This window comes from Pseudomonas sp. RL_105y_Pfl2_101, assembly GCF_963970585.1.
GTDB lineage: Bacteria > Pseudomonadota > Gammaproteobacteria > Pseudomonadales > Pseudomonadaceae > Aquipseudomonas.
The window spans coordinates 1-15,259 of record NZ_CAXAPG010000044.1 but is presented as its reverse complement, the minus strand read 5'-3'; the positions used below and the strand labels follow the sequence as shown (position 1 = coordinate 15,259).

Annotated in this window: 3 protein-coding genes; all 3 read left to right on the top strand. The window is 64.3% G+C overall.

Annotated features, from left to right (window positions below; translation table 11 throughout):
* The first annotated feature begins 58 nt into the window (after nt 1–58).
* Nucleotides 59–793, top strand: a complete 735-nt coding sequence (locus AACY31_RS26485) for a thioesterase II family protein (protein ID WP_339483426.1) — start codon at nt 59–61, stop codon at nt 791–793.
* 234 nt (nt 794–1,027) lie between these two features.
* Nucleotides 1,028–13,579: a non-ribosomal peptide synthase/polyketide synthase gene (locus tag AACY31_RS26480; protein ID WP_339505384.1), complete on the top strand. Its 12,552-nt coding sequence runs from the start codon at nt 1,028–1,030 to the stop codon at nt 13,577–13,579.
* Nucleotides 13,580–15,259, top strand: a 1,680-nt coding sequence (locus tag AACY31_RS26475; RefSeq protein ID WP_339505382.1) for a condensation domain-containing protein, incomplete at its 3' end; no start/stop codon positions are given. It abuts the gene before it with no gap.

Sequence of the window (15,259 nt, the reverse complement as noted above, 5' to 3'; positions counted from 1 at the left end):
AAATCGGTGGGTTACGATCTCGTTATCTTCCTCACACGACCGATCGGAGAAAACCGCAGTGACCCAATTGACCTTGCTGTGCCTGCCTTATTCTGGCGCCAGCGCGATGGTGTACAGCCGCTGGCGGCGCAAGTTGCCGCAATGGCTGCATGTGCAACCGGTGGAGCTGCCGGGTCGCGGGGCGCGCTTTGACGAGCCGCTGCACACCGATGTGGGGCCGTTGGCGATGCAGTTGGCACGGGAGCTGTCCGCGACGCTCCAGGCGCCTTACGCCTTGTTCGGTCATAGCCTGGGCGCGCTGCTGGCCTGCGAGATCGGCCATGCCCTGCGAGAGCTCGGTTGCCCGGAACCGGTGGCGCTGTTTGCGTCCGGCACCGCGGCGCCGACGATGCGGGCCGACTACGACCGCGGTTTCGCCGAGCCGAAAACCGACGCTGAACTGATCGAGCAACTGCGCACCCTCAACGGCACCAGCGAAGAGATTCTGGCCAATGAAGAGCTGATGGCCCTGACCTTGCCGATCCTGAGGGCCGACTTCCTGCTGTGCGGACGTTTCCAGCCACGCCTGCGACCACCGCTCAACTGCCCGGTACACGTGCTCGGCGGCACGACTGACAAGGCCACCACGGAGCAATTGATTGGCTGGCGCCAGGAAACCACGGGCAGCTTTTCGGTGGACATGCTGGCCGGTGGGCACTTCTTCATTCATGAGCACGAGGCCAAGGTGCTGCGGCTGATCAAGGATCAGTTGAGCGTGCATCATCGGCGGCACGGGTTGGCCATCAGCGCCTGATCTGCGGATTCCAGAGCGGTTCATCGGTCCCTGTAGGAGCTGCCGAAGGCTGCGATCTTTTGATTTTGATCTGCTGATCTTTCGCTCGGGACTCAATGGGCAGGGGAAAGATCGCAGCCTCGTTGCACTCGTCAGCTCCAACATTCCCAAACGCTAATTTTTCCGGTCTGCATTCGTTTCATAGGGACGACTTGCCTTTGTGCCTTGTGCCCACTGATTCCGGATACCCCAGAAATGAATGCTGAAGACGCCTTGAAACTTGCTCGCCGGTTTATCGGGTTGCCCCTGGAAAAGCGCCGGATGTTCCTGGCCGCGCTGGACAAGGAGGGCGTGGAGTTCAGCGGTTTCCCCATCCCCCAGGGCGTCGAGGCCGAGGATCGCCAGGCGTTGTCCTATGCCCAGCAACGCATGTGGTTTCTCTGGCAGCTGGAGCCCGACAGCGGCGCCTACAACCTGCCGGGAGCGGTGCGGCTCAAGGGCGCGTTGAGCCTGCCGGCGCTGGAACAAGCCTTCGCCAGCCTGGTGGCCCGTCACGAAACCTTGCGCACGGTATTCCAGCGCCAGGCCGACGACAGTCTCTTGCAAGTGCCGACCGGTGCGCCGCTGATGATCGACCAGGTGGACTTCAGCACCTTGCCGGCAGCCGAGCGCGAGCAAGCGGTGCGTCGGGCTGCCGAGGAACAATCACTGCGACCCTTCGATCTGTCCAGCGGCCCCTTGCTGCGGGTCGAACTGCTCAAGCTCGATGATCAGGAGCACGTGCTGCTGCTGACCTTGCACCACATCGTTTCTGATGGCTGGTCGATGAATGTGCTGATCGACGAATTCATCCGCTGCTACGACGCCCATGAAGCGGGCGTGGCGCCGCAACTGGTCGATTTGCCGATCCAGTACAGCGACTATGCCCTGTGGCAGCGGCGCTGGCTGGAAGCGGGCGAGCTGCAGCGCCAACTCGATTACTGGCAAGCGCAGCTGGGCGACGAACATCCGCGACTGGAGCTGCCTATCGATTATCCACGCCCGGCACTGCCGAGCTATCGCGGTCGCCGCCTGGAGCATGTGGTGGACGCCGCGCTGGTCGAGCAACTGCGCGGCGTTGCCCGCCAGCATGGGGTCACGTTGTTCATGCTGCTGCTGGGGACTTTCAATATCCTGCTGCACCGCTATACCGGGCAAGACGACTTGCGGGTCGGTGTCCCGATCGCCAACCGCAACCGTCGGGAAATCGAAGGGCTGATCGGTTTCTTCGTCAACACCCAGGTATTGCGGGTGAAACTGGATGGCCAGACCCGTCTCGGCGACCTCTTGCGTGACATCAAGGAAACCGCCCTTGGCGCCCAGGCCCACCAGGACCTGCCCTTCGAACGGTTGGTCGAGGCGCTGAAACTTGAGCGCAGCCTGAGCTACAACCCATTGTTCCAGGTGATGTACAACCACCAGCCGGAAGTGGCCGACGTCACCACGCTGAAAGTGGGCAGCGGTCTGGAGTTGGGCGTCATCGAGTGGGAAACCCGCAGCACCCAGTTCGACTTGAGCCTGGACACCTACGAAAAGGGCGAGCACTTGCATGCGGCGTTCACCTACGCCAGTGACTTGTTCAACCCCGACACCATCGAGCGCATGGCTCGGCACTGGACGCTGCTATTGCGCAACATCGTCAACGATCCGCAGCAGCGCGTCGGCGAGCTTGCGTTGTTGGCGCCGGCCGACTATCGGCAGGTGGTGACAGAGTGGGCGCGCCACGACACGACCTGGCCGAGTGAGCGCCCGGTGCATGAACTGTTCGAGGCCCAAGCTCAACGTAGCCCGGACGCCATTGCCTTGATCTGCGATGGACAGCGATTGAGCTATGGCCAGCTCAATGCCCGATCCAACCGCCTGGCGCGCACATTGGTGGCGGCGGGGGTCGGTCCTGACGTGCTGGTGGGCATCGCCGTCGACCGGAGCCTGGACCTGGTGGTGGCCATTCTTGCCGTGCTCAAGGCCGGCGGTGCCTACGTGCCGCTGGACCCCCAGTACCCGGTGGATCGCCTTCGATTCATGATCGAAGACAGCGCCAGCCGTTTGCTCCTGAGCCAAAGCCATTTGCTTGAACGGCTGCCGGTGCCTGACGGCGTGCGTTGCCTGTGCCTGGATCAGGCCGAGTCCTGGGAAAGCGCTGAGCCAGGCAACCTGCAACGCAAGGTGTGGACCGACAGCCTGGCCTACGTCATGTTCACCTCCGGCTCGACCGGGCGGCCGAAAGGCGTCGGTATCAGTCATGGCGCGTTGAGCAAGCATGCGTTTGCCTCGCAGTACTATTACGGCTTGAACAGCGCCGACTGCGTGCTGCAATTCGCGACGTTCAACTTCGATGCCTTTAGCGAGCAGTTGTTCGGCCCGCTGACCTGCGGCGCCTCGGTGGTACTGCGCGGCAACGAGGTATGGGACAGCGAAACCCTGTACCGCCAGATCGTCGAGCAGGGCATCACGGTCATGGACTTGACCACCGCCTACTGGAACATGATCGCCAAGGAGTTCGCCGCTGTCGGGCCGCGTGACTATGCGGCGCTGCGCCAGGTGCACAGCGGGGGTGAAGCCATGCCGCCCGAAGGCGTGCAGGCCTGGCGTCGGGCTGGGCTGGAGCAGGTCAGGCTGCTCAACACCTACGGCCCGACCGAAGCCACGGTCACGGCCACCACCCTCGATTGCAGCGACTACGTCTTCAATCGCCGGCCGCTGCCGCTGACCCTGCCCATTGGTCAACCGCTTCCAGGCCGGCATACCTATCTGCTCGATGCGCACCTGGCGCCCACGCCGGTGGGGGTGACCGGTGAGCTGCTGATTGGCGGCGAGCTGCTGGCGCGTGGCTACTTTCAGCGCCCGGCCTTGACCGCCGAACGTTTCATCCCCGATCCGTTCTCCGCTAGCGGTGCGCGCCTGTATCGCACCGGTGACTTGGCACGCTTCAATGCCTTGGGCGAAATCGAATACGTGGGCCGCGTTGACCATCAAGTGAAGATCCGCGGCTTGCGCATCGAGCTGGGCGAGGTCGAAGCACGCTTGTTGGAACTGGCGGCGGTCAGCGAAGCCGTCGTACTGGCGGTGCAGGGGGGCAGCAGCCTGCAACTGGTGGGTTATGTGGTGCCCAAGGATGCATCGCTGGTGTCGGCTTCGGCTGATGAACAGGGTGCGGCGCGGGAAACCCTCAAAGCGCAACTCAAGGAGCACCTGCCGGACTACATGGTGCCGACCCAGTTGGTGTTCCTTGCGCAATTGCCGCTGAGTCCCAACGGTAAGCTCGACCGCAAGGCCTTGCCGTCAGCGGATGCCAGCCAGCTGCAGCAGGCCTATATCGCCCCCCGCAGCGAACTGGAGCGAGGCATCGCGGCCATCTGGCAGGACGTGCTCAAGCTTGAACAGGTTGGCTTGACCGACAACTTTTTCGAGCTGGGTGGCGACTCGATCATCTCGATCCAGGTGGTCAGCCGCTCGCGGCAGGCCGGGATCCATTTCACCCCCCGTGACCTGTTCCAGCATCAAACCGTGCAAGGCCTGGCGAGCGTCGCGCAACAGGGCGGCAGCGGGCTGCAGATCGATCAGGGGCCGGTCAGCGGCGAGCTGCCGTTGCTGCCCATCCAGCAGGTGTTTTTCGAGGATGCCATTGCCCAGCGTCACCACTGGAACCAAGCCGTCTTGTTGCGCAGCCATCTACCGTTGCGGGCACCAGCGCTGCTGCAGGCCCTCAACGCAGTGTTGGCGCATCACGATGCCTTGCGTTCGCGCTTCGTCGAAACCCCCGTGGGCTGGCGGGCCGAGGGGGCACCGATGGTGGTCGACCCTGAACTGCTGTGGACAGCGGACAACCTGAGCGCCGCTGAGCTGCAAGACCTGTGTGCCAAGGCTCAGTGCAGCCTCGACCTGCACAATGGCCCGCTGCTGCGTGCGGTGCTGGCGAGCATGGCCGATGGCAGCCAGCGTCTGTTATTGGCCGTGCACCACCTGGCCGTGGACGGTGTGTCGTGGCGCATCCTGCTGGAAGATCTGCAACGGGCTTATCAACAGGCCAGCGTCGGCGCCGTCATCAAGCTGCCGGCCAAGACCAGCGCCTACAAGGCCTGGGGCGAACATCTGCAGGCCTACGCCAGCACTGAAAACGTTCAGGCCGAACTGACGTTCTGGCTGCAACAACTGCAAGGCGCGGGAGTGGATCTGCCGTGGGATAACCCCCAAGGCAGCCGGCAAAGCCGTTACGCCAAAGTGCTGCACAGCCGTCTCGACAAAACCCTCACCCAGCAGCTGCTGCAACAGGCACCCGCGGCGTACCGCACCCAGGTCAACGACCTGCTGTTGACCGCCCTGGCGCGGGTGATCTGTCGCTGGACCGGCCACGCCGACACCTTGATCCAGCTCGAAGGCCATGGCCGCGAAGAGTTGTTCAAAGGCGTCGACCTGACCCGTACGGTCGGCTGGTTTACCAGTCTGTTCCCGGTGCGCTTGACCCCGGCCGATGGCGTGGGCGCCGCGATCAAGCAGATCAAGGAGCAACTGCGGGCGATCCCGAACAAGGGCATCGGTTTCGGAGTGCTGCGCTACCTCGGCGACGATGCGGCGCAAGCCTGTCTCAAGGCCTTGCCATCGCCGGGCATCACCTTCAATTACCTCGGCCAGTTCGACAGCAGTTTCGATGCCCGGGAGGGGGCGCTGTTCAGCCCGGCGGGCGAAAGCGCCGGGTCCGAGCAGAGCCTTGATGCGCCATTGGATAACTGGCTGAGTGTCGAAGGCCAGGTCTACGACGGCGAGCTCGACTTGCGTTGGACGTTCAGCCATGAGCAATTCAACGAGGCGACCATCGCCCGTCTGGCCGATGACTATGCCCGCGAACTGGAAGCGCTGATCGGCCATTGCTGCTCGGCCGCCTCCATGGGCACCACGCCGTCGGACTTCCCGCTGGCGCGCATCACCCAGGCGCAGTTGGACGCGATCCCAGTGCCCGCTGCCGCCATCGAAGACATTTATCCACTGTCGCCGATGCAACAAGGCATGCTGTTTCATACCCTGTACGAGCAGGGCACCGGTGCCTACATCAACCAGTTGTGCGTGGATGTCGATGGCCTGGACCCCGAGCGTTTCCGCGCGGCGTGGCAGGCGACCCTGGACGCCCATGAGATCCTGCGCAGCGGCTTCATCTGGCAGGGCGAATTGCAGCAACAGTTGCAGATCATCCACCGTCGTCTGGCGCTGCCCTGCACCGTGCTCGATTGGCGCGAACGCCATGACATCGCCTTGACCCTCAAGGATTTCATTGCCGCTGACCTGGCCAAGGGGTTCGACCTGACCCAGGCCGGACTGCTGCGGGTCACGCTGATTCAACTGAGCGATGAGCGTCATCACCTGATCTTCACCAACCACCATATCCTGATGGATGGCTGGAGCAGCGCGCAGATGCTCGGTGAAGTGCTGCAACGTTATGCCGGTCAACAGCCGCCGCGCCCGGTCAGCCGCTATGCCGATTACATCCAATGGTTGCAGCGCCAGGACGCCGCGCTCAGCGAAACGTTCTGGCGGGCACAACTGGCCGATCTCCAGGAGCCGACTGTACTGGCGAACGCCGCTGCGGCGAGTGGCGAAATACGCAGCGAAAGCGGTCATACGCTCCGGCATTACCACTTGGATGCGTCGGGTACGGGCCGTCTCAACGCGTTCGCCCGCCAGCAGAAAGTCACCCTCAACACCCTGGTGCAAGCGGCTTGGCTGCTGCTGTTGCAGCGCTACACCGGCAGCGACTGCGTGGCGTTTGGCACCACCGTGGCCGGGCGACCGGCGGAGCTGGTTGGCATCGAACAACAGGTCGGCCTGTTCATCAACACCTTGCCGGTGATCGCCAGCTCGCGTCCGGACCAGACCGTCGCGGCCTGGCTGGCCGCCGTACAGGCGCAGAACCTGAGCCTGCGCGAGTTCGAGCACACACCGCTGGCAAGCATCCAGCGCTGGGCCGGGCAGGGCGGGGGAGCGCTGTTCGACAGCCTGTTGGTGTTCGAGAACTTCCCGATTTCCGCGGCATTGCAACACGGCACCGCCCAAGGCGTGGTGTTCGGCGAAGTCGCCAACCAGGATCAGACTCACTACCCGCTGACCCTGGGCGTGACCTTGGGTGAGACGCTGGCGCTGCACATGAGTTTCGACCAGGCGCATTTCAGCGTTGCAACCATTGAGCGCCTGAGTGGGCAACTGCTGCTCTTGCTGGAGCGGTTTGCCGAATCCGCCGAGCGTCGCCTCGGCGAGATTGCCCTGGCCGATGACGAGGAGCACAGGGCGCAACAGGCTGCCAACCACTCGCGGCCCTACCCGACCGACATGGCCGTGCATCAGCGCATCGCCCATCTGGCCGCGCACAAGTCGAACGCTACGGCGGTGATCTTCGATGGCCAGCGCTTCAGCTATGGCGAGATCGACCGGCGGGCCAACCAGTTGGCGCACGCCCTGATTGCCCGTGGCGTGGGGCCGGAAACCCGCGTTGGCGTGGCCCTGCCGCGCAGTGAGGGGGTGATCGTCGCACTGCTGGCGGTGCTCAAGGCCGGCGCGGCCTATGTGCCGCTGGACACCAGCTACCCACGGGAACGCCTGGCCTACCTGATCGAGGATTCCGGGCTGGCGCTGTTGCTCACCGACTCCCGGGTGTCGGCGCAACTGCCGCTGGAAGGCGCCGATCAGGTGCTGGAACTTGATCACCTGGACCTGAACTTGCAATCGGCCAATGCACCTTCGGTCACCGTTGATCCGCAGAACCTCGCCTACGTGATCTACACCTCCGGTTCCACCGGCAACCCCAAAGGCGTGAGCGTGGCCCACGGTCCGCTGGCGATGCACTGCCAGGCCATCGGTGAGCGCTATGAAATGCGCGACAGCGATTGCGAATTCCATTTCATGTCCTTCGCCTTCGACGGTGCCCATGAACGCTGGCTCACCAGCCTGACCCACGGTGCTTCGCTGCTGATTCGTGATGACAGCCTGTGGACCCCGGAACAGACCTACAACGCCATGCGCGAGCACGGCGTGACAGTGGTGGCCTTCCCACCGGTGTACCTGCAACAACTGGCCGAGCACGCTGAGCGCGAGGGCAACCCGCCGAAGGTGCGCATCTACTGCTTCGGCGGCGATGCGGTGCCTAACGCCAGCTTCGAACGGGTCAAACGCGCCCTTGATCCGGACTACATCATCAACGGCTATGGTCCGACCGAAACCGTGGTCACCCCGCTGATCTGGAAGGCCGGCCGCGATGTAGCGTGCGGCGTCGCCTATGCGCCCATCGGCAGCCGCATCGGCGACCGCAGTGCCTACGTGCTCGACGCTGACTTGAACCTGCTGCCCCAGGGCATGGCTGGCGAACTGTACCTGGGCGGCAGCGGCCTGGCGCGGGGTTACCTGAACCGTCCGGGCCTGACGGCCGAGCGTTTTGTCGCCGACCCGTTCAGCAGCAATGGCGGCTTGCTCTACCGCACCGGCGACCTGGTGCGCCAGCGCGCCGATGGCACTTTCGATTACCTGGACCGCATCGACAATCAAGTGAAAATCCGCGGTTTCCGCATCGAACTGGGTGAAGTCGAAGCCAGCCTGCAAGCCCTGGACGGCGTGCGTGAAGCCGTGGTGGTGGCCCAGGAAGGCGCCGCGGGCAGCGGCAAGCGCCTGGTGGCCTATGTGGTGGCCAATGAAACCGTGCAACAGGATTTCGCCGAGCACTTGCGTGACCAGCTCAAGGCGACCCTGCCGGCACACATGGTCCCGGCTTATCTGCTGCTGCTCGACCGCCTGCCGTTGACCCCCAACGGCAAGCTCGACCGCAAGAACCTGCCCAAGCCCGACGTCAGTCAATTGCAGCAAACCTACGTGGCCCCGCGCAGCGCGCTGGAGCAGCAACTGGTGTCGATCTGGCAGGACGTGCTCAAGCTTGCGCAAGTGGGCCTGCGGGACAACTTCTTCGAACTGGGCGGCGACTCCATCGTCTCGATCCAGGTGGTCAGTCGTGCTCGGTTGGTTGGTATGCACTTCACGCCGAAGGACCTGTTCCAGCACCAGACCATCGAGGCCCTGGCCGCCGTGGTACAGACGGGCGCGCCGCTGCAATTGATCGACCAGCAACCCGCGACCGGCGAAACCGCACTGCTGCCGATTCATCAATGGTTCTTCACCCAGCCGATCCCCGACCGCCATCACTGGAATCAGTCGGTGATGCTCAAGCCGACCCAGACGCTGGATGCACAGGCGCTGGAACAGGCCTTGGGCGCACTGCTCGTGCACCATGACAGCTTGCGCCTGGACTTCATCGAGCAGGGCGAACGCTGGACCGCGCGTTACCGTGACGTCGAGGCGCAGGCCGTCGACACGCTGCTCTGGCAAGCCGACGTCGCCGATCTTGCCGCACTGCAAGTGCTGGGCAACCAGGCCCAGCGCAGCCTGCGACTGGAGGGCGGGCCGCTGATCCGCGCACTGCTGGCGAACCTCGCCGATGGCACGCAGCGGCTGTTGCTGATTGTCCATCACCTGGTGGTGGACGGTGTGTCCTGGCGGATTCTGTTCGAAGACCTGCAAAGCGCTTATCGCCAGACCCTCGCCGGCGCGGCGGTGCAACTGCCGGCCAAGACCAGCGCGGTCAACGCCTGGACGGCAGCGTTGCAGGGCTATGCCGCCAGCGCACCCTTGCAGGCCGAACTGGGCTTTTGGCAGCAGCAGTTGCACGGCGCCCCGGCGGGCTTGCCGTGGGACAACCGCCAGGGCGGGCAGCAACATGGCCAAGCCGTGACGATTCGCACGGCACTGGACAAAAACCTCACCCGGCAACTGTTGCAGCAAGCCCCGGCGGCCTATCGCACCCAGGTCAACGACCTGCTGTTGACGGCACTGGCGCGGGTGATGGTGCGCTGGACCGGCGATGACAGTGTGTGGGTGCAGCTCGAAGGCCACGGCCGTGAAGAGCTGTTCGAGCACATCGACCTGACCCGCACGGTCGGCTGGTTCACCAGCCTGTTCCCGGCCCGCTTGACGCCGGTCGCCGATGATATTGGCGCCTCTCTGAAGCAGATCAAGGAACAACTGCGCGCCATTCCCAACAAGGGCATTGGCTTCGGGGCCTTGGCGCACCTGGGCGATGACCTTGCGCGTGAAACCCTGCAGGTCTTGGCGAAACCGCAACTGACCTTCAATTACCTCGGCCAGTTCGACGGCAGTTTCGATGACGCCGCCGATGCCTTGTTCGTGCCGACCACAGAGCGCGGGGGCGAGGAAGTGAACCTGCAAGGTCCGCTGGGCAGCCCGCTGGCCCTTGACGGCCAAGTGTTCGGCGGCGAGCTGGACTTGAGCTGGACCTTCAGCGGCGACCTGTTCAATACCGCGACCATCCAGCGCCTGGCCGATGACTACGTGCAAGAGCTCACTGCGCTCATCGCCCATTGCTGCGACAGCCACAGTGGTGGCGTGACGCCGTCGGATTTCCCTCTGGCGCGGCTGACCCAGGCACAACTGGACACATTGGTCCAAGCCCCCCAGGCCATCGACGACCTCTACCCGTTGTCGCCGATGCAGCAGGGCATGCTGTTTCACTCCCTGCTCGGGCAGGGCGGCGACTACATCAACCAGATGCGCCTCGACGTCGAAGGCGTCGATCCGCAGCATTTCCGCGCGGCCTGGCAAGCCGTGGTCGATGCCCATGACATCCTGCGCAGCGGCTTCTTCTGGCAGGGCGACCTGGAGCAGCCAGTGCAAATCGTCCAGCGTCAGGCCGAGGTGCCGTTCCGTGTGCTCGACTGGAACGGGCGGACGGAGATGGAAGGCGCCTTGCAAGCCCTCGCCGATGAAGAACGAGCCCAAGGCGTGGACCTGACCCAGGCACCGCTGATGCGCCTGGTGCTGGTGCGCACTGGCACGGATCGGCATCACCTGATCTACACCAACCATCACATCCTGATGGACGGTTGGAGCAGCGCGCAGTTGCTCGGCGAAGTGTTGCAGCACTACCGTGGCGACGCGGTAGCACGTCCGGCTGGTCGTTATCGCGATTACATCGCCTGGCAGCAGCGCCAGGACGCGAGCCTCGGCGAAGGGTTCTGGACGCAGCAATTACGCACACTGGATGAGCCGGTGCGTCTGGCCCAGGTGTTTGCGCGCCCGGCGCAGGACGTCTCGGCGAAGCTGTACGGCCATCACCACATGCAGTTGGATGCACAGCAGACCCAACGCCTGGCCGAGTTTGCCCGCGAATCTAAAGTCACCGTCAACACCCTGGTGCAAGCGGCCTGGCTGCTGCTGTTGCAGCGCTACACCGGCAAGGCCAGTGTGGCGTTCGGCGCGACGGTGGCGGGACGGCCGGCGGACCTGGTGGGTGTCGAGGGCCAGATCGGCCTGTTCATCAATACCTTGCCGGTCATTGCCAGTCCGCGTCCGGAACAGGCGCTGAGCGACTGGCTGCACAGCGTCCAGGCGCAGAACCTGGCCTTGCGCGAGTTCGAGCACACGGCGCTGTTCGACATCCAGCGATGGGCCGGGCTGGGCGGCGAAGCGTTGTTCGACAACATCCTGGTGTTCGAGAACTACCCGATTTCCGAAGCCCTGGAGCACGGTGCGCCCGAAGGCTTGCGTTTCGGTGCCGTGGATAACCTGGAACAGACCCACTACCCGCTGACCCTGCTGGTCAGCCTCGGTGCCGAGCTGGCGGTCCAGTTCAGCTACCAGTGCGCCAGTTTCGCCCCGGCCTCGGTCGAGCAGATCGGTGTGTATCTGCGGCGCTTGCTGCTGCAAATGACCGACGGTACCCAACGGCCCTTAGGTGAACTGAGCTTGCTCGACGACGATGAAGCCCGCCAGCACGTGCAAGGCTGGAACGCCACAGCGGCCGATTATCCACAGGTGCGTTGTGTCCATTGGTTGTTCGAGGCCCAGGCCCGCCAAACGCCGGATGCCACCGCGCTGGTGTTCGCTGAACAGGCGCTGAGCTATGCCGAGCTCAACGTTCGGGCCAACCGCCTGGCCCATCGCTTGATTGAACAAGGCGTGGGGCCCGATCGATTGGTTGGGGTCGCGCTGGAGCGTGGCGTGGAGATGATTGTCGCCTTGCTGGCCATCCTCAAGGCCGGTGGCGCCTATGTGCCGCTCGACCCGCAATACCCGGCCGACCGGCTGGCGCACATGATCGAAGACAGCGGCATCGAACTGCTGCTGACCCAAAGTTCGCAGCTCAACCAATTCGCGGCACTCTGTGGGAGCGAGCCTGATCGCGATGGCGGTGGTTCAGTCAATGGTGATGGTGGGTGTGCCGAGGCTATCGCGAGCAGGCTCGCTCCCACAGGAGTTTGCGTTAACACGCTGGTGTTGGATCAGGAGGGTGACTGGCTCGACGGTTATGCCTGCGAGGCGCCGGCGACGCGCCTGGATGAGGAGCACTTGGCCTACGCCATCTACACCTCGGGTTCCACCGGCAAACCCAAAGGCGTGATGGTGCGGCACGGGGCACTGGTGAATTTCGTCACCAGCATGGCCCGCGAACCGGGTATCGCCGCCATTGATCGGGTGTTGTCGCTGACCACGTTCTCGTTCGACATCTTCGGCCTGGAACTCTACGGCGCGCTGTTGAGCGGTGCCTGCGTGGTGCTGGTGGACAAGCAGAGCGCCCACGACCCCGAAGCGCTGCTCAAAACCATCGATAAGCATCAGGTCAGCGTGGTTCAGGCCACGCCATCGACCTGGCGCATGCTGCTCGACCATCCAGCGTCCGCCTTGCTGGCCGGGCGTAAATGCCTGTGCGGTGGCGAGGCGTTGGCCGAGGACCTGGCCGAGCGGCTGCTCGATGTCGCCGGTGAAGTCTGGAACCTGTATGGCCCGACCGAAACCACCATCTGGTCGGCGGCCTACCGCTTGACCGCCGAGCAGCGCCTGCCGTACCTCGGCCGGCCGATTGCCAACACCGCGCTGTACATCGTCGGCGATCACTTCGCGCCGAACCCGGTCGGGTTGATCGGCGAACTGCTGATTGGCGGCGACGGCCTGGCCCGGGGTTACCACGCGCGGGCGGCGTTTACCGCCGAGCGATTCCTGCCGGATCCGTTCGGCAACGGCGCACGGGTGTACCGCACCGGTGACCTGGCGCGCCAGCGTGGCGACGGCGTGATCGAGTACATCGGCCGGGTCGACCATCAGGTGAAGATCCGCGGCTTCCGCATTGAGCTGGGGGAAATCGAAGCCTGTCTGCTGGCCCAGGCGTCGATCCGCGAAGCGGTGGTGGTGCCACAGCAAGGGCCGGGCGGCCTGCAGTTGGTGGCGTACCTGATCGCTGCCCATCCAGAGACAGCGGAACCGGCGGCCCTGCGCGAAGCCCTCAAGGCCCAGCTCGCGCCGTTGCTGCCCGACTACATGATGCCGGCGCACTGGCTGTTGCTCGAACGCTTCCCGCTGACCCCCAACGGCAAGCTCGACCGCAAGGCCTTGCCGTTGCCGGACGCCCAGCAACTGCTGCGTGCCTACGTGGCGCCCGAGGGCGCGCTGGAGCAGGGCATCGCCGCCATCTGGCAAGACGTGCTCAAGCTCGAGCGAGTAGGGCGCGACGACAACTTCTTTGAACTGGGTGGGCATTCCCTGCTGGCGACGCAAGCGACGGCGCGCCTGCAAATGCAGCAAGGCGCCGCGGTGCCCCTGGACTTGCTGTTCAGCACCACGTCCCTGGCCGACTACGCCGCCCAACTGGCGGCCCACCTGACCCCTCACTCCAGCGACGACCTGAGTGAGATGCATGATTTCCTGGCAGACCTGGAGACCCTTTGAATGACTCAGCTCGATAACCTGTCTCTGGTTCAGCGATTCATCCGTTTACCGCTCGCCCAACGGCAAGCGTTCCTGCACAAGCTGCACAGCAAGAACATGAGCCTGGCGACGTTGCCGATCCCGGCGATGCGCGACGAGTTCGCGACGCTCGACCTGTCCTACGCCCAGGAACGCCAGTGGTTCCTCTGGCAACTGGACCGCCACAGCGCGGCCTACCACGTGCCCACGGCGCTGCGCTTGCGCGGCGCCCTCGACCTGCCGGCGCTGCAACGCAGCTTCGACGCCTTGCTGGCCCGTCATGACGTGCTGCGCACCGTATTCATCGACAGCCCGCAAGGCCCCCAACAAGTGGTGCAGGCCCACTTGAGCCTGGCGATCGAGCCCAAGGTGGTGTCGGGGCCAGCGGATGAGGCTGCGCTCAAAGCCCTGATCGATGATGAAATCGCTGGATTGTTCGACCTGCAACAGGGGCCGCTGCTGCGGGTCAAGCTGCTGCAACTCGCTGCGCACGACCATGTGCTGGTGCTGACCCAGCACCACATCATCTGCGACGGTGCGTCGGCGCAAATCATGGTCAATGACCTGGTCCAGCTCTACGCCGCCCACCGCAGCGGCCAAGCGCCGACCCTGGCGCCTTTGCCGATCCAATACGCCGACTATGCGATCTGGCAGCGCAAATGGATGGAGGCCGGCGAACTGGAGCGGCAACTGGCCTATTGGACCGAACGGCTGGGCGATGTCGGCGAAGTCCTGCCGTTGCCAACGGACCGGCCGCGCCCGGCGGTGCAGAGTCATCGCGGCGCCCGCCTGGATCTGAGCGTTGACGCCGGGCTGACCCAGGGCTTGAAGCAACTGGCCCAGCGCGAAGCCTCGACGCTGTTCATGGTCTTGCTGGCGTCGTTCCAGGCCTTGTTGCACCGCTACAGCGGCCAGTCGGACATCCGCGTCGGCGTGCCGGTCGCCAACCGTAATCGCCCGGAAACCGAAGGCCTGATCGGCTTTTTCGTCAACACCCAAGTGCTTAATGCCCAGGTGCGGGGCGATTTGCCTTTCGAGCAATTGCTGGCGCAGGTCAAACAGGCTTCGCTGGGGGCACAAGCCCATCAAGACCTGCCGTTTGAGCAGTTGGTGCAGGCACTGGCACCCCAGCGGCAGGCGAGCCACAGCCCGCTGTTCCAGGTGATGTTCAACCACCAGAGCGGCGGCGCGGCCCAGGCGCTGCAATTGCCTGGGTTGCAGGTCGAGAGTCTCGACTGGAGCTCCCATACCGCCCAGTTCGACCTGACCCTCGACACCCATGAGACCCACGGTGAACTGGCCGCATCCCTGAGCTACGCCACCGACCTGTTCGACGCCAGCACCGTGCAGCGCCTGGCCGAGCACTGGCTGAACCTGTTGCGCGGCATCGTTGCCAATCCCCAGCAACGCATCGCTGAACTGCCGTTGCTGACGGCCACCTTGCAACAGCAACACATCACCCAATGGAACCCGGCCCCGCGCAGTTTCCCGGGCGAGGCCTGCCTGCATCAGCGCATCGCCGAACAGGCGCGTTCGCGTCCCGACGCCATCGCTTTGCGTTGCAACGCCCAAACCCTGACCTACGGCGAACTCAACGCCCAGGCCAACCGCCGCGCCCGTCAGTTGATCACTCACGGCGTCGGCCCGGATGTGCTGGTTGGG